This is a genomic window from Mesorhizobium sp. M7A.F.Ca.ET.027.02.1.1 (assembly GCF_004022985.1).
In the GTDB taxonomy this organism is placed as follows: domain Bacteria; phylum Pseudomonadota; class Alphaproteobacteria; order Rhizobiales; family Rhizobiaceae; genus Mesorhizobium.
This window is the reverse complement of sequence record NZ_RZOL01000030.1, coordinates 1-14,801: the sequence shown is the minus strand read 5'-3', so window position 1 is coordinate 14,801 and position 14,801 is coordinate 1. Positions and strand designations below refer to the sequence as shown.

Sequence of the window (14,801 nt, the reverse complement as noted above, 5' to 3'; positions counted from 1 at the left end):
TCCTGTCTTGCCGTGGCACTCGGGCAGCGCCATTCCGTCTCGCCAAGCTGTGACTGGCATCTTCCGTGCCGGTTCTGTAGTTGTTGCACCCCGATGAAAAACGAGGATCCGTAATGGCGAACAACAACATCGACAACGCCTTCACCGCCCGTTCCAAAACGGGCGCCGCGTTCGAGCCGACCTATTCCGGCGCGCTGTCGTTCATGCGCCGCAAATACACAAAAGACGTGAAGGGCGCGGATGCTGTGGTGTGGGGTATTCCCTTCGATGCCGCCGTCACCAACCGGCCCGGCGCCCGCTTCGGGCCGCAGGCGATCCGCCGCGCCTCGGCGATCCTCGATAACGACCCGCAATATCCGTTCTCACGCGATTTGTTCGAGCATCTGGCGGTGGTCGACTATGGCGATTGCCTGCTCGATTCGGGCAATCACCAGAAGACACCCGGCACGATCGAACGTGAAGCGGCCAAGATCCTGAAATCCGGCGCCTTCCTGCTGACGCTCGGCGGCGATCATTTCGTCACCTGGCCGCTGCTCAAGGCGCATGCCGCCATCCATGGTCCGCTCGCCTTGGTGCAGTTCGACGCCCATCAGGACACCTGGCCGGACGACGGCAAGCGCATCGACCACGGATCCTTCGTCGGCCGTGCCGTCAAGGAAGGCATCATCGACCCCGACCGCTCGATCCAGATCGGCATCCGCACCCATGCACCCGACACGTTCGGCATCAAGATCCTCCATGGCCATGAAATCGAGGAGATGCGGGCGTCCGATATCGCCTACGCCATCGTCGACCGCACCGGCGGCAAGAAGACCTACCTCACCTTCGACATCGACTGCCTCGATCCGGCCTACGCGCCTGGCACAGGCACGCCAGTTGCCGGCGGGCCGTCCTCGGCGAAGATCCTGTCGACGCTGCGCCAACTCAACCAGATCGATATTGTCGGTGCCGACGTCGTAGAGGTTGCGCCGGCCTATGATCACGCCGATATAACGGCGATCGCCGGCTCTATGGTGGCCATGCAATATCTCGGCCTGCTGGCTGAGCGAAAGGCCCGGCTTGAAGAGTTGAACAACGGCAACCACAATGGTGCCGCAGTGATTCAAGGGCAGGGCATATAATCTTGAAATATCAGGGAATTTGATCAACCCATGAAACCGAAAATCTTCATCGACGGCGAACACGGCACCACCGGCCTGCAGATCAGGGCGCTGCTTGCCGAGCGCAGTGATCTGGAGATCATTTCCATCCCGACCGAACGCCGCAAGGAAACGGCGGCGCGCGGCGAGTTTCTCAACGCCGCCGATGTCGCGATCCTGTGCCTGCCTGACGACGCGGCGAAGGAAAGCGTCTCGCTGATCGCCAACGACACCACCAAGGTCATCGATGCGTCGACCGCGCATCGCGTGGCGGAAGGCTGGGCGTATGGTTTCGCCGAGATGGACAAGGACCAGGCAAAGGCGATCGCCTCGGCAAAACGCGTCGCCAACCCAGGCTGCTGGCCGCAGGGACCGATCGCCACGCTACGGCCGCTGGTCACGTCAGGCCTGCTGCCGGCGGATTTCCCGATCACCGTCAACGGCATTTCGGGCTATTCGGGCGGCGGACGGCCGATGATCGAGGACTATGTCGCCAAGGGCGAGGAAGCCTCGGAATTCCTGCCCTACGGCCTCACGCTTCGGCACAAGCACGTGCCGGAATTGAGGGCCTATGCCAGGCTGTCGCATGATCCGATCATGCAGCCGGCGGTCGGCAATTTCGCGCAAGGCATGATCACCGTGGTGCCGTTGCAGCTTGGCAGCCTCGACCATGTGCCGACCGGTGCGGAGCTGCATGCGGCGATTGCCGACCATTTCGCCGCCATCAAGGGCGGCGTGGTCGAAGTGGCGCCCTATGCGCATTCGGAGCGCATGCCGGAGATCAATCCCGAGGTCTACAACGGCACCAACCGGATGAAGGTCTATGTCTTTGCCAATGACAAACGGGCGCAGGCCCTGCTGCTGGCGGTCTATGACAATCTTGGCAAGGGTGCCTCGGGTGCCGCCGTGCAGAACATGGACCTGATGCTCGGCCTCTGATGGACGCGCCAGCCTTTCCGGCGCGCTGGAAAGTCAGCGCGCCCGAACTCATTGCCGAGACCTTTTCGAGCCGCATCTGGAAGGTTTTGCGCGAAGACGGGTCGCCGGCGATCGTCAAGGCGCTCAAGCATTTCGACGACGTCGCCGACGAGTTGCGCGGCGAGCATTATCTCGCCTGGCGGCGCGGCGAAGGCGCGGTGCGCCTGCTCGGCCGCGACGGCCACAGCATGCTGCTGGAATATGCCGGTGAAACGCTGCTTCAGCAAGTTCTCGACGAACAGGGCGACTTTGTAGCGACCGCAATTGCGGCCGAGGTGATGGCGAAGCTGTTTTCACAGGGGAAAGACCCCTTCCCGCCCGAACTTCAGCCGCTCCGGGAACGCTTCGCCAGCCTGTTCAACAAGGCGAATGCCGATCGCGACGCCGGCCATGACGGCCTCTATGTCGAGGCCGCCACTATTGCCGACCGGCTGCTGACCGATCCGCACGATATCAGGCCACTGCATGGCGACCTGCATCACGAGAACATCCTGCACGGACCGCGCGGCTGGCTGGCTATCGATCCGAAGGGCGTGCTCGGCGACCCCGGCTTCGATGCGGCGAACATGTTCTACAACCCGCTCGAGCGGGACGATCTCTGCCTCGACCCCGAGCGGATCGCTGGTATGGCCGGGATCTTTGCCAACACTCTGGGCCAGACACCGGCCGCTATCCTTGATCATGCCATCGCCTATGGCTGCCTTTCGGCATCCTGGCATCATGAGGACGACAATGCGGTCGAGGAGAACCGCGAATTGTCGGTCGTCAAGGCGATCCGGGCGGTACGGGCAAGCTTCTGATCCGGACCCGGTAGATCAGCTCCAAGATCAGCCCCTGAGCGCTATTCCCGCCGGCAAGGGATAGGCGCCCTTGGTGCCGCGCCAGTGTGCGGCGGCAAAACCCAGCACGATCAGCGCAAATCCCTGATGGGTCAGCGCCATATGCAGCGGCACATGCATCAGCAGCGTGCCGATGCCGATCGAAGCTTGGACCAGCACCAGTAGAAACAGCAGCGTCGCGCGCCGCGCATGCGTTGTTTCAGGCAGCCGCCGGCGCGTGGCGATCATGTGCCACAATACCACGACGAATACCGTGTAGGCGCCAAACCGATGGACGAACTGCACCGTCTTCGGGCTCTCGAAGAAGTTGCGCCACGCCGGCTCGAGGATCAGCAGATCGCCAGGGATGATCTTGCCGTCCATCAACGGCCAGGTGTTGTAGCTTAAGCCCGCGTCGAGCCCGGCGACCAGGCCGCCGAGATAGATCTGGATCAGCGCCAGCAGCACGATGAACCCGGCCAGCCTCTGCGTCGACCGATCGGCGGCGGGTTCGGAATGCGGCGCCAATCCTCGCGCGACCACCATGGTGGCGGTGAAGATCAGCGCGGCGAGTGTCAGGTGGGTCGCCAGCCGGTACTGGCTGACGGAGACCCGGTCGACCAATCCTGAAGCCACCATCCACCAGCCGATGGCGCCTTGCAGGCCGCCGAGCAGGAGAATGCCCACCAGCTTCGCTCCCAGGCCGCGTTCGATGCGGCGCGTCGCCCAGAAGAACAGCAGCGGCAGGGCAAAGACCAGGCCGACGCTGCGCGCCAGGATGCGGTGCGCCCATTCCCACCAGAAGATCGACTTGAACGCCTCGATGCTCATGCCCTTGTTGAGCTCGGCATATTGCGGGATCTGCTGGTAGAGCTGGAATTCCTCTTGCCACTCGGCATCGTTGAGCGGCGGGATCACGCCATGGATCGGCTTCCACTGCGTAATCGACAGGCCGGAATCGGTGAGCCTTGTGGCGCCGCCGACCAGCACCAGCGCAAACAGCACCAGAAGCACCACATAGAGCCAGCCGCGCAGCAGCGCCCGGTTATGCAGGTCGCGGTCGCGGGCGACGTATGGCGCGGCAGCTGATATGGCAGCCATGATCTTGTCCCGGCAGGTTGATTTGGCGGATTGGTGGACCATCGCACCCGTGCTGGCAAGACCATACGGCGCGGCACGCCGTCGCGCCGCGTCTCACCGGTTGCACAGTCTCGCCTCAAGGCCTATGCGAGGCCGATACCCCTTGAGCCTGCCAGGCCTCTTGTGCGAATTCCGGCATGCTCGATCAGGAGACCAGCCATGCCCCTGCGCCTGAAAAAGCTGATCGGAATGTTTCTGCTGGTCGCGCTGGTCATCGTCTATGCGCTGGTCGCATCGATCTTCGCGGTCGCCCGGCTGTCGGAGTCGGGTCCGTGGGTGCATTTCCTGTTCTTCCTGCTCAGCGGCCTGCTCTGGGTGCTGCCGGCAATGGGCATCATCAAATGGCTGATGCTGGAGCCGAGGGCCAAGCGATAGGCGAAACCGCCAGCGTCAGATGGTGACGACCATCTTGCCGGCGTTGGCGAGCGGCGTCGTCACGCCCGACAGCATGGTGCGGATGTGGGCGAGGCTCTGGTAGCGGCCGTTGACGGAAATGCGCGGCAAGGCGTGCAGGAACCCGGCATGCTCGGCGCGCAGCACGCCGTGGCGCGTCGTCACGGCGGAGGTATAGCCTGCGTCGCGGGCAAAGCCGACCTCGCGGCAGCCGACAGCGCTGGCATAGCCATAGGGATAAGCGAAATGGCGGGGCATTTCGCCCAGTTCGGCCTGCAACATGGCGCGCACGTCGCCAACCTCGTGCCGGGCATCGGCTTCTGAGAGCCGCTTCAGATTGCTGTGGTTGATCGTATGGGCGCCGATCGTCACCAGCGGATGCGCGGCGATGCGACGGATTTCATCCCAGCTCATCAATGTGCGCAAGCGTGGGCCGTCGGCGTCGATGCCGTTTGCGCGAGCCAGGTCACGCAACACGGCCTGCAGGTCCTCCTCGCGGATTTCGGAGGTGAGATAGGCGTGCAGGCGTGCATTGGCCTGCAGCTTTTTCGCGGGGGTCGAGCAATCGATCGTCAGCGGACCATTCGGCCGCGTCAGCGTGAGGATATCGCGCGCGTTGACGATGTCCTCGACCACATCCCACCACAGGTCGGCGGTGCCGTTGATCAGCCCGGGCGCGACATAGATGGTGATTGGCGCGCCATGCTTCTCCAGCACCGGCAGCGCCTCGGTCATGTTGTCGCGATAGGCGTCGTCGGCGGTGATCGTGGCAAACTGACCGCCCTTGCCGCCTGCTTTGATGCGCTCAACGGCTTCGTCCATGGAGACGAAGGCATAGCCATGCGCCTTCATGTCCGCGATCATGGCGTCAAGGAAGCCGGGCGCGATATTCAGATGCCGGTTGACGCTGTCCGGCCTTTCCGGCGTGGCGGTAACACGGTGCAGCATCAGGATGGCGCCAATGCCGCCGATGAACGGCTTGGCCAGCGGTGCAAGGCCGGTATAGCGGGCGACGTTCAGCGCCAGTTTCCGGATTGCCTCCCCGCCGTCGATCATTCATTCACCTTTTGCGCCTAGGCTGATCCAAGCACGGAATGCGCCTATGCGAACCCCCAAATCGCGATCAATACGTCTTAAGGATTGAGGTATGGTTGACGCAACCGCGTCATTTGACGGCAATCGGCTTGCGGCCACCGAGGCATCGTCGCGCCCCTTGCCACGGGACCATGCCGGCCTGTCGATTTCAGTGGCGTCCACGGACGGACTCGCGGCCTATGCCGAGTTCTGCCGCTCGGCCCTGTTTGGGCCGGCGCAGAGTGCTGCCTGGGTCCAGAACTGGGCGGCCGAGACACGACCGGACCTGCTCGTCGCGACGCTGAGTGCCGAGGGCAAACCGGTTTTCTCGCTGGCGCTGGAGGTTGCCGCCAGGGGGCCGTTCCGGATCGCCCGCTTCATGGGTGGGCGCCACGCCAACGGCAACTTCGTCGCCGCGGACCCGAACTGGCTGGCCAAAGCGGATATACCGGCCCTCCGATCGGTGCTGGCGGCCATCGCCAAGGCACGCCCGGACATCGATCTGGTCGCGCTCGAGAGGTTGCTGCCCGATCTCGACGGCGTCGCCAATCCGCTCGCATCGCTTGAGCATTTTTCCAGCCCCAACCTGTCGCTGGCCGTCGATCTCGCCGGCGGCTTCGATGCGCTGCTTTCCCGCGCCAGCGGCAAACGCAAACGCAAGAAGCACCGGTCGCAGATCCGGAAATTCGAGGCCGTAGGCAGCTATCGGCGCATCGGGGCCCGCACCCCCGACGAGGTGGGCAGACTGCTCGACGCCTTCTTCGAGATGAAGGAACTCCGCTTCCGCAAGATGGGCATCGCCAATGTTTTTGGCGACGCACAGGTACGCGGCTTCTTCCGCGCGCTGTTCATGCAGGCGCTTGCCGAGGACAGGCCTTCCTTCGTGCTGCACGGGCTCGAGGTTGCCGGCAAGCTGCGCGCCATCACCGGTTCAAGCCGCTTGGGCAAACGCCTGATCTGCGAATTCGGAGCGATCGCCGAGGACGATCTTGGGCACGCCAGCCCCGGCGACTTCCTGTTCTTCGACAACATCCAGGAAGCCTGCGAGACCGGTTTCGAGGTCTATGACTTTTCGGTCGGAGATGAGCCTTACAAGCGGCTGTGGTGCGATATCGAAACGCGGCATTTCGAAGTGCTGGTCCCCTTGACCGTGAAGGGCCGCATGCTGGCGCTGACGCTTCGGCAAGGCGCACGGCTGAAGGCCTTCGTCAAGAACAGCCCGACGATCTGGAAGCTGACCAAAGTGCTGCGCCGCAAAGCCGCCGGCCAGGCAGCGCCCGCGGAAGAAGATAGCTGACGCCATGAAGCCGATCATCCGCACACTGTCCCTGCAGGAACTGGCGCTTCTCGTCGACTGGGCGGCCGCGGAAGGCTGGAACCCAGGTCATGAAGACCCGGCGATGTTCCAGGCCGCGGACCCCGAAGGCTTCATCGGCGCCTTTGTCGGCGACGACATGGTCGCGGCAATTTCGGCCGTGGCCTATGGAAGCGAATTCGGTTTCATCGGCCTCTACATCTGCCGGCCTGACATGCGCGGCATGAGCTACGGCAAGGCCGTGTGGGACGCCGGCATGAAAAGGCTCTCGGGCCGGACTGTCGGCCTCGACGGCGTCGCCGAGCAGCAGGCCAATTACCGGCGCAAGGGCTTCGCGCCGGCCTATGAGACCATCCGCTTCACCGGGCGCATGGCAGGCCAGCCGGTCAGGGCCGATGGGTTGCGGATGATTACGACGCAGCTCCTGTCCGGCATCGTCGCCTATGACGCCCATTGTTTTCCGGCGCCCCGAGGCACCTTTCTGAAGCGATGGCTGCAGGAGCCGCATCATGGGTTGGCGGCGATCAATTCGCGCGGCGCGACCGGTTTTGGCGTGGCGCGCAGCTGTCGATCCGGCTTCAAGATCGGCCCGCTGTTTGCCGACGATATAGAAATCGCTTTGCAACTCCTGGAGGGACTGGCCGGTGCCTGCGAGGGCGGCGAGATGCACATCGACGTCCCCGCCGATAACGCCGGCTTCATAACTGCGCTCGATGCGGCCGGCTTTGCGCCGACCTTCACCACCACGCGCATGTACAAGGGTCCTGCCCCGGAATTGGACCTGCGAAGGGTGTTCGGCGTAACGACGCTTGAACTGGGATAGATCGGGCGAACCGCAGAACGGCCCCGCCGGCGATCCGGGGCTCCCCTCAGGCAGCGGCAGTGCGCCTTCCCGGCACCGGATTGCCGGGCGGTTCGTGGCCGAGCGGCGTCACCAGCGTGAGGTCGGGGTAGCCGTTCTCGATCAGCTTGACCGCAGCCTGCGTCACCTCATCGTCGGCCTCCATCATGGAGAGAAAGACCTCGGTGGCATCGCCGGTCAGGCGGCCGATGCCTTGCGCGTCGGCCGGTCCGCACTCGACCACGACCAGGTCGTAGGCTGTCGTCAGCGACTGCATGATGATCGGCAGCCGGTCGGCGGCACGCATGGCACGAACCGGATCGGCGGTTCCGACCGGGATGACGTGACAGTCCGAATAGAGATCGGCATGGATGACGTCACTGAACTGCGCTTCCGAAGCGAGCAGGTTGGTGATGCCGGGGAAAAGCCCGCTGTCCAGCATCGGCCGCGAGGCGGCCCCCGACGCGGTGAGGTCCAGCAACAGCACGCGCAGCCCGGCGTCGGCGACCTCGCGCGCCACCAGGATCGCGGATGCAGCCGCCTCGTCGCCTTCCGGCGAGACGAATATGGCGCGCGCCGCACCGCTGGAGATCAGCTTTTCGGCAGCCTTCTCGATATCGATCTCGCCCAGGGTGGAACGCGCCGGTTCGGGCTCGACAGCCGTCTGCTCTGTCGCCGTCGTATCGGGCATTGCGACCACATCCGGTGCCTCGGCCATGGCCGGCATTCCGGCGGCATAGGGCTCCGCATCTGTTTCATCCGCACGTTCAGGCAGCTCCTGGCCAACCAAGGGGTCCTGCAGGACGGCAGGCTCGTGGCGGACAAATGGCTTGGCGACCGGCGCCTGCGCCACCTGGGGCATCGCGACCTCATCGATCCGTTCGAAACGGGAACCGCTCGCCGGCCGCATCGCGCGGCCTGAAAACAGCTCCCGCAGAAGCGTCACGATCGCCATGATCAGCAGCGATGCGGCGAAAGCCGCGCCGACGATCGGCCCGACCTTCGGGAAATAGGCCTCGGAGGGAACCGAAGCCTTCGAGGCGATCCGCGCGTCGACCGGCAGATAGTTGCGATCCTGGCGCGAAGCGGCTTCGCGGTAGTTGGTCAGGTACAGCTCGAGTTGCTGTCGCTTGGCGGTCGCGTCGCGCTGCAGTGCGTCGAGATCGACCTGTTGTTCGCCGGCCTGCGCCGAAGCGGCTTTCAATGTGTTGACGTCTGCGACAAGCTGGTTCTCGCGGGCCTTTGCCGTCTCGGCCTGCATCAACAGGCCTTTCATGATCTTCTGGGCCTCGCTGCGGATCTGTGCGTCGAGATCGGACAGTTGCGATTTCAGCGCGCGAATGCGCGGATGGTTGCCTAGCAGTGTCGTCGACAGATCGGCGATGTTGGAGCGCAATTCGACCTGTCGCTCACGCAAGCGCTGGATCAGGTCCGACGACAGAACCTCCGGCACAGCATCCAGCGAACCGCCATTCTGCAGCGCCCTGCGCACGCCGTCGGCGGTCGCTTCGGCCGCGGCGCGGTTGGCGCGCACTTTCGACAGTTCGCTCGACAGTTCCGAAAGCTGCTGGGTGGCCAGCACCGAATTGTTGCCACCCATCAAAAGATCGGACTGGGCGCGATAGGCGGCGACCTTCGCCTCGGCATCCTTGACCTGCCGCTGCAGGTCGGCGATCTCGGGCGCCAGGAAGTCTGCCGCGGCGCTGTTCGATTCGAGCTTGGCCGCCCCTTGCCCCGCTATATAGGCGGCGGCGATGGCGTCCGGTACGGCGGCCGCGAGCTTGGGATCTTCCGATGAGAATTCGATGGCAATGATGCGGGTCTTCTCGACGCCATAGACGTTGAGCTTCTCGTGCATTTTCTTGAGCACGCGCTCTTCCGTCGGAATTTCCATCGGGTCGCTTTTCAGGCCGACCAGGACCAGAGCGCGGCTCAGCGCCGACATGTCGAGCGCTTCATTGAACTCGGGCAGTTTTTCCAGACCAAGCTTTTGCGAGACCTGCTTGAGGATTTCGTTGGAGGAAATGATCTGGACCTGGGTGGCGACGCCCTGTTCGTCGAGGATAGGCTTGTCGGTGTCGTTGTTGTTGCTGGCCGGCCGCGTGTAGATGGATTCGCGCGGCGCGATCTCCACCTGCGTCTCGGCCTTGTAGTGCCGGGTTGCCAGCGAGGCGAAAGCAAAGGCCAGCCCGGTTGCCAACAGGACGACGAGGACTATACGCAGCCAGTTCCTCGCCAGGCTGGCGAAGAGCTGCCTGAGATCGACATCGACATCTGCGGCCGCGGACTGAACGGACATGCATCCCTACTCCGATACTGGGTCAGCACGCACCGTAAACAACTATGGTAACTCAGCCGTTAAGATCGTGGTAAGTTTCCGTTAGGGTTTACTGGCGGGCGGCAAACAAAACCGCCAAGAATCACAAAAACTCTTGCCGATGCGCCACGCGTCGGCCGCTCCCTTTACCGGCCATTAACCCTAACAGGATGATAACGGGCCTCGATCCCTGATGTTTGCTGCGACGCCGCAGCGGCCCAGTCGAAGGTACTTGTCCGGTCATGAAAAGCACTGCTTCCCTGTTTCGCGCGCTGCTTGCCGTATCGATGCTGGCTGGCTGTTCCAGCTACCGGCCGACGCCGGCCGCCTTCCATGAGGTGCTCGATCAGCCCTACCGTCTTGGCGCCGGCGACCGCGTCCGCGTGACCGTGTTCGAGCAGGACGGGCTGACCAACACCTACAGTGTCGATCAATCCGGCTATCTCTCCTTCCCGCTTGTCGGCGCCATACCGGCGCGCGGCCACACCGCGCAGCAGATGGAAAAGGAGATCGCCGACAAATTGCGGCAAGGCTATCTGCGCGATCCCGACGTTTCGGTCGAGATCGACCGCTACCGGCCGATCTTCGTGATGGGCGAAGTGGGTGCCGCCGGCCAATATTCCTATGTTCCCGGCCTGACGGTGCAGAAGGCAATCGCCATTGCCGGCGGCTTCACGGCGCGCGCCAACCAGGAAAGCGTCGACATCACCCGCGACATCAACGGCAAGGTGATGACCGGCCGCGTGGTCACCTCCGACCCGCTGCTGCCGGGCGATACGGTCTACGTCCGCGAACGTCTGTTCTGACAGATACCAAGTGGCGGACAGGCTCAGGATCGTCCATTGCTTTCGCTCACCCGTCGGAGGAATTTTCCGGCATGTGCGCGACCTGGCCGAGGCGCAGGTCGCCGCCGGGCATTCGGTCGGCATCGTCTGCGATTCGACGACGGGCGGCGCGTTCGAGGAACATTTGTTCGAGCAGATGAAGGGCATGCTGGCGCTCGGCATTCATCGCACGCCGATGCAGCGCCATGTCGGTCCCGGCGACCTTGCCTCGGCTTGGCGCACATACAGGATCATCAAGGAATTGCGGCCGGACGTACTGCATGGGCACGGCGCCAAGGGTGGCGCCTATGCCCGTCTGTTCGGCTCATTGTTGCGGGTATCAAGGTCTCGCGTAGCCCGCCTTTATTCGCCGCATGGCGGCTCGCTCCACTATGACGAGAGCACGGTCATCGGAAAGCTGTTCTTCGCGCTCGAGCGATTCATGGCTCGCTTCACCGACTATCTGCTGTTTGTCTCGGACTATGAGCGGCGGACCTATCGCCACAAGGTTGGCGAGCCTCCCATTCCCAACACCCTCGTCTATAACGGCCTGCGCGCCACTGAATTCGAGCCGGTGATCACCGAGCCCGACGCAGCCGACCTGCTTTATATCGGCATGATGCGCGACCTGAAGGGACCGGATATCTTCATCGACGCATTGGCCCTTGCCGGCCCACGGTTCGGCCGCGCGCTGACCGCGGTGATGGTCGGCGACGGCGACGACCTTCTGCGTTACCACGGGCAAGTGAAACGCCTCGGGCTCGAGCGCCATGTCCGCTTTCTGCCGCCGATGCCGGCCAGGGAGGCCTTTGCCCTTGCCGCGCTTATCATCGTTCCCTCGCGCGCCGAAGCCATGCCCTATATCGTCCTGGAAACGCTTGCCGCGGGAAAGCCGATGATCGCAACCGCGGTCGGCGGCATCCCGGAGATATTCGACACCGGTTCCCCTGCCCTGATCCGACCTGACCCGATCGAGCTCGCCGACAGGATGAGCCAGGCGCTGGCCGACCCGGTCGCCTATCGCGACCTGATGCCCGATAGCGCCAACCTCAAGGCACGCTTCGGCGCCGATGTGATGGCCGCCGACATCGAGAAGGCCTATTTCGCAGCGCTCGACAGGTAGGCACAGGGCCAAGCCGTTCCAAAGCCATACGTTGTTTCAAGGGTTTCTTAGCTCTCTTTTGCTATGACCGTGGGGAAGTTTGCGGAAAGCCCTCATGAACGAGATCGACCCCGCGCGCCGCTTTTCAGCAGAGGCGGTGCGTAAATTCGACGGCCCGGCCGATGGCGACACGCCAAGCGGCATGAACGATGTCGCCCGCCAGGTCGCCTCGCAGTATCGGCGCGATACGATGTCACCGATCATGGTCAGCGGTGTCCTGCGCATGGTCGAATTCGGCTTGCTGTTCCTGTCCGGGCTCGCCGTCTATTTCCACTATGTCGGTTTCTTCAATTATCTCGCCTGGCAATATCCGGTGACGATCGCAGCCGGCTCGTTCCTTGCCGTGGTGCTGCTCGACGTCACCGACTGCTACCAGATCGTCGCCCTGATGCGGCCCATCGCCAATTTCGGCCGCGTGCTGCTGGTCTGGGCCGGCACATTCGCCCTGATGGCGCTGACGGCATTCGTCATGAAGATGTCGCAGGACTATTCGCGCCTATTGTTCGGCAGTTGGTTCGTCATCGGCTTCGTTCTCATCTTCGGCCTCAGGCTGGTGATGTCGAAGCTGATCCGGGCCTGGGCGCGCGATGGCCGCATGGAGCGGCGCGCCGTCATCGTCGGCGGCGGCAAGGCGGCGGAAATCCTGATCCGCTCGGTCGAAAAGCAGCCCTACAACGATATCCGCATCTGCGGCATCTTCGACGATCGCGGCGACAAGCGCTCGCCGCCCATCGTCGCCGGCTACCCCAAGCTCGGCACCATTTCGGAACTGATCGAGTTCGCCCGCATCGCCCGCATCGACATGCTGATCGTATCGCTGCCGCTGACCGCCGAATCGCGCGTTCTGCAGCTGCTGAAGAAGCTGTGGGTGCTGCCGGTCGACATCCGGCTATCGGCACATTCCAACGCGCTGCAATTTCGCCCGCGCGCCTATTCCTACATCGGCGCGGTGCCGATGCTCGACATCTTCGACAAGCCGATCAACGACTGGGATTCGGTCGCCAAACGCGCCTTCGACATCGTCTTCAGCCTGATCGGCATCGTCGTGTTCTCGCCGGTCATGCTGGCGACCGCCATCGCCATCAAGCTCGACAGCAAGGGTCCGGTGCTGTTCCATCAGAAGCGGCACGGCTTCAACAACGAGATCATCGAGGTCTACAAGTTCCGCTCGATGTATACGGACAAGGCCGACCCGACCGCCAAGCAGACGGTGACCAAGAACGATCCTCGCGTCACCCGCGTCGGCCGCTTCATCCGCAAGACCTCGATAGACGAGCTGCCGCAGTTCTTCAACTCGCTGCTCGGTTCGCTGTCGCTGGTCGGCCCGCGTCCGCATGCCATCGCCGCGCAGTCGCACAACCTGCTCTACAACGAGGTGGTCGACGGCTATTTCGCCCGCCACAAGGTCAAGCCCGGCGTCACCGGCTGGGCGCAGATCAATGGCTGGCGCGGCGAGATGGACACCAACGAGAAGATCCGCATGCGGACCGAGTATGATCTCTACTACATCGAGAACTGGTCGCTGCTGTTCGATTTGCGGATCCTGTTCCTGACGCCGCTCCGGCTGCTCAATACGGAAAACGCCTATTGAGTGCGATCAGCCATGATCTGCCGCGCGCGGCGGTCAACGCCAAGCTGGTCGCGCTGATTTCGTCGGGCGCGGTCTTCCTCGGCATTCTGCTGTCGGGCTTCGTCATCAGCGAGCCGGCGCCCTATGAGCTCTACATGGCCGGCCTGATCGCCATCTGGGCGCTTTTCGGCCTGAGGATTTCCCGCGCGGCCACGCCGCTGCTGGTGCTACTGGTGATGATGAACATCGGCGGCATGATCTCCATGACGCAGATGGCGGACCTCGCCAACACGCCGCTCTATCTCGCCGTGTCGCTGTTTCTCGCCTTCAGCGCGGTGTTCTTCGCATCGATCACCGCCGTACAACCGAGCCTATACCGGCTGATCTTCATTGCCTATGTGGTCTCGGCCGTGGCCACCTCGCTGCTTGGCATTGCAGGCTATTTCCATGCCTTTCCGGGCGCGGAGATGTTCACCAAATACGATCGCGCCGCCGGCGCCTTCCAGGACCCGAACGTGTTCGGCCCGTTCCTGGTGCTGCCCGGCATCTATCTACTCTATCTGCTTTTGACCGGACCGGCGACACGCATGCCGCTGCTGGCGGTGCCGCTGCTGATCATCACCGCCGGCATCTTCTTCTCCTTCTCGCGCGGCGCCTGGGGCATGTTCACCGTCTCGGCCGTCCTGCTCACCGGCTGCCTGTTCCTGCAGAGCGCCAGCGGCAAGTTCCGGCTGCGTGTGGTGGTGATGACGATTGCAGCACTGGCGCTGCTGGTCATCGCCATCATCGTCATCCTGCAGCTGCCCGGCGTGTCGGAGATGTTCTCCAACCGTGCCCAGCTCGAACAGAGCTACGACACCGCCCGCCTCGGCCGCTTCGCCCGCTACGGGATCGGCTTCCAGATGGCGATGGAGCATCCGTTCGGCATCGGCCCGCTGGTCTTCGGCACGATCTTCGGCGAAGACACCCACGACATCTGGCTGAAGATGCTGATGGATTATGGCTGGCTCGGCTTCGTGTCGTTCCTGGCGCTCGTCTTATGGACGATAGCAGCCGGCTTCCGCATCCTGCTGCGCGACCGGCCGTGGCAGCCCTATCTCCTGTGTGCCTATGTCGCCTTCATCGGCAATATCGGGCTCGGCACCTTCATCGACATCGACCACTGGCGCCATGTCTACCTGCTGCTCGGCCTGATCTGGGGCGCCATCGCGCTGGAATACAGGCACCAAC

Annotated in this window: 13 protein-coding genes; 10 read left to right on the top strand and 3 right to left on the bottom strand. The window is 63.4% G+C overall.

Annotated elements, in window-relative coordinates; all coding sequences use genetic code 11:
• Window positions 1-113: 113 nt before the first annotated feature.
• From speB to EN749_RS05865, 3 genes are read left to right on the top strand one after another with little or no spacing between them, the layout of a single operon-like run.
• A complete protein-coding gene (gene speB, locus EN749_RS05875; RefSeq protein WP_023810267.1) occupies window positions 114-1,121 on the top strand; it encodes an agmatinase in 1,008 nt (335 codons plus the stop codon).
• 30 nt (window positions 1,122-1,151) lie between these two features.
• Entirely contained in the window at window positions 1,152-2,078 is a 927-nt protein-coding gene (gene argC, locus EN749_RS05870; RefSeq protein ID WP_128362727.1) for an N-acetyl-gamma-glutamyl-phosphate reductase, read from the top strand.
• The gene (locus tag EN749_RS05865; protein WP_210214708.1) at window positions 2,075-2,917 is read left to right on the top strand and encodes an aminoglycoside phosphotransferase family protein; all 843 of its coding nucleotides are present in this window, start codon (window positions 2,075-2,077) and stop codon (window positions 2,915-2,917) included. Before argC ends, EN749_RS05865 begins: the two co-directional genes overlap by 4 nt.
• Window positions 2,918-2,944: 27 nt before the next feature.
• Here EN749_RS05865 and EN749_RS05860 read toward each other — a convergent pair whose 3' ends face one another.
• Entirely contained in the window at window positions 2,945-4,036 is a 1,092-nt protein-coding gene (locus EN749_RS05860; RefSeq protein WP_127810689.1) for a COX15/CtaA family protein, read from the bottom strand.
• Window positions 4,037-4,234: 198 nt separating this feature from the next.
• Here EN749_RS05860 and EN749_RS05855 point away from each other — a divergent pair, with 198 nt between their 5' ends.
• A complete protein-coding gene (locus tag EN749_RS05855; RefSeq protein WP_023810263.1) occupies window positions 4,235-4,450 on the top strand; it encodes a DUF2842 domain-containing protein in 216 nt (71 codons plus the stop codon).
• 15 nt (window positions 4,451-4,465) lie between these two features.
• Here the strand turns inward: EN749_RS05855 and EN749_RS05850 are convergent, their stop codons facing one another.
• On the bottom strand, window positions 4,466-5,524 hold the full coding sequence (locus EN749_RS05850) for a polysaccharide deacetylase family protein (RefSeq protein WP_128362725.1): 1,059 nt from the start codon (window positions 5,522-5,524) through the stop codon (window positions 4,466-4,468).
• A gap of 91 nt (window positions 5,525-5,615) precedes the next feature.
• Here EN749_RS05850 and EN749_RS05845 point away from each other — a divergent pair, with 91 nt between their 5' ends.
• The gene (locus EN749_RS05845) at window positions 5,616-6,839 is read left to right on the top strand and encodes a GNAT family N-acetyltransferase (protein ID WP_128288402.1); all 1,224 of its coding nucleotides are present in this window, start codon (window positions 5,616-5,618) and stop codon (window positions 6,837-6,839) included.
• 4 nt (window positions 6,840-6,843) lie between these two features.
• Entirely contained in the window at window positions 6,844-7,680 is an 837-nt protein-coding gene (locus EN749_RS05840; protein ID WP_127397781.1) for a GNAT family N-acetyltransferase, read from the top strand.
• 46 nt (window positions 7,681-7,726) lie between these two features.
• Here EN749_RS05840 and EN749_RS05835 read toward each other — a convergent pair whose 3' ends face one another.
• On the bottom strand, window positions 7,727-9,997 hold the full coding sequence (locus tag EN749_RS05835; protein ID WP_128362724.1) for an exopolysaccharide transport family protein: 2,271 nt from the start codon (window positions 9,995-9,997) through the stop codon (window positions 7,727-7,729).
• A gap of 260 nt (window positions 9,998-10,257) precedes the next feature.
• On the opposite strand from EN749_RS05835, the gene EN749_RS05830 reads away from it, so the two are divergent.
• The 4 genes from EN749_RS05830 to EN749_RS05815 all read left to right on the top strand — a co-directional run.
• Window positions 10,258-10,821 (top strand): polysaccharide biosynthesis/export family protein, encoded by a 564-nt coding sequence (locus tag EN749_RS05830; RefSeq protein ID WP_128288401.1) that lies wholly within the window; start codon window positions 10,258-10,260, stop codon window positions 10,819-10,821.
• Window positions 10,822-10,831: 10 nt separating this feature from the next.
• Window positions 10,832-11,962 carry a glycosyltransferase family 4 protein gene (locus EN749_RS05825; protein ID WP_127810694.1) on the top strand — a complete coding sequence of 377 codons (1,131 nt, stop codon included), beginning with the start codon at window positions 10,832-10,834 and terminating at the stop codon, window positions 11,960-11,962.
• 94 nt (window positions 11,963-12,056) lie between these two features.
• Window positions 12,057-13,592: an undecaprenyl-phosphate glucose phosphotransferase gene (locus EN749_RS05820; protein WP_127267065.1), complete on the top strand. Its 1,536-nt coding sequence runs from the start codon at window positions 12,057-12,059 to the stop codon at window positions 13,590-13,592.
• Window positions 13,589-14,801: O-antigen ligase family protein (locus tag EN749_RS05815; protein WP_128362723.1), on the top strand; the 1,213-nt coding region annotated here is incomplete at its 3' end. The genes EN749_RS05820 and EN749_RS05815, both read left to right, overlap by 4 nt.

Coding starts and splice junctions, on each gene's coding strand:
- EN749_RS05855 (WP_023810263.1), top strand. CDS start 4,235: ATGCCCCTGCGCCTGAAAAAGCTGATCGGAATGTTTCTGCTGGTCGCG.
- EN749_RS05850 (WP_128362725.1), bottom strand. CDS start 5,524: ATGATCGACGGCGGGGAGGCAATCCGGAAACTGGCGCTGAACGTCGCC.
- EN749_RS05835 (WP_128362724.1), bottom strand. CDS start 9,997: ATGTCCGTTCAGTCCGCGGCCGCAGATGTCGATGTCGATCTCAGGCAG.
- EN749_RS05820 (WP_127267065.1), top strand. CDS start 12,057: ATGAACGAGATCGACCCCGCGCGCCGCTTTTCAGCAGAGGCGGTGCGT.
- EN749_RS05845 (WP_128288402.1), top strand. CDS start 5,616: ATGGTTGACGCAACCGCGTCATTTGACGGCAATCGGCTTGCGGCCACC.
- EN749_RS05830 (WP_128288401.1), top strand. CDS start 10,258: ATGAAAAGCACTGCTTCCCTGTTTCGCGCGCTGCTTGCCGTATCGATG.
- speB (WP_023810267.1), top strand. CDS start 114: ATGGCGAACAACAACATCGACAACGCCTTCACCGCCCGTTCCAAAACG.
- argC (WP_128362727.1), top strand. CDS start 1,152: ATGAAACCGAAAATCTTCATCGACGGCGAACACGGCACCACCGGCCTG.
- EN749_RS05860 (WP_127810689.1), bottom strand. CDS start 4,036: ATGGCTGCCATATCAGCTGCCGCGCCATACGTCGCCCGCGACCGCGAC.
- EN749_RS05840 (WP_127397781.1), top strand. CDS start 6,844: ATGAAGCCGATCATCCGCACACTGTCCCTGCAGGAACTGGCGCTTCTC.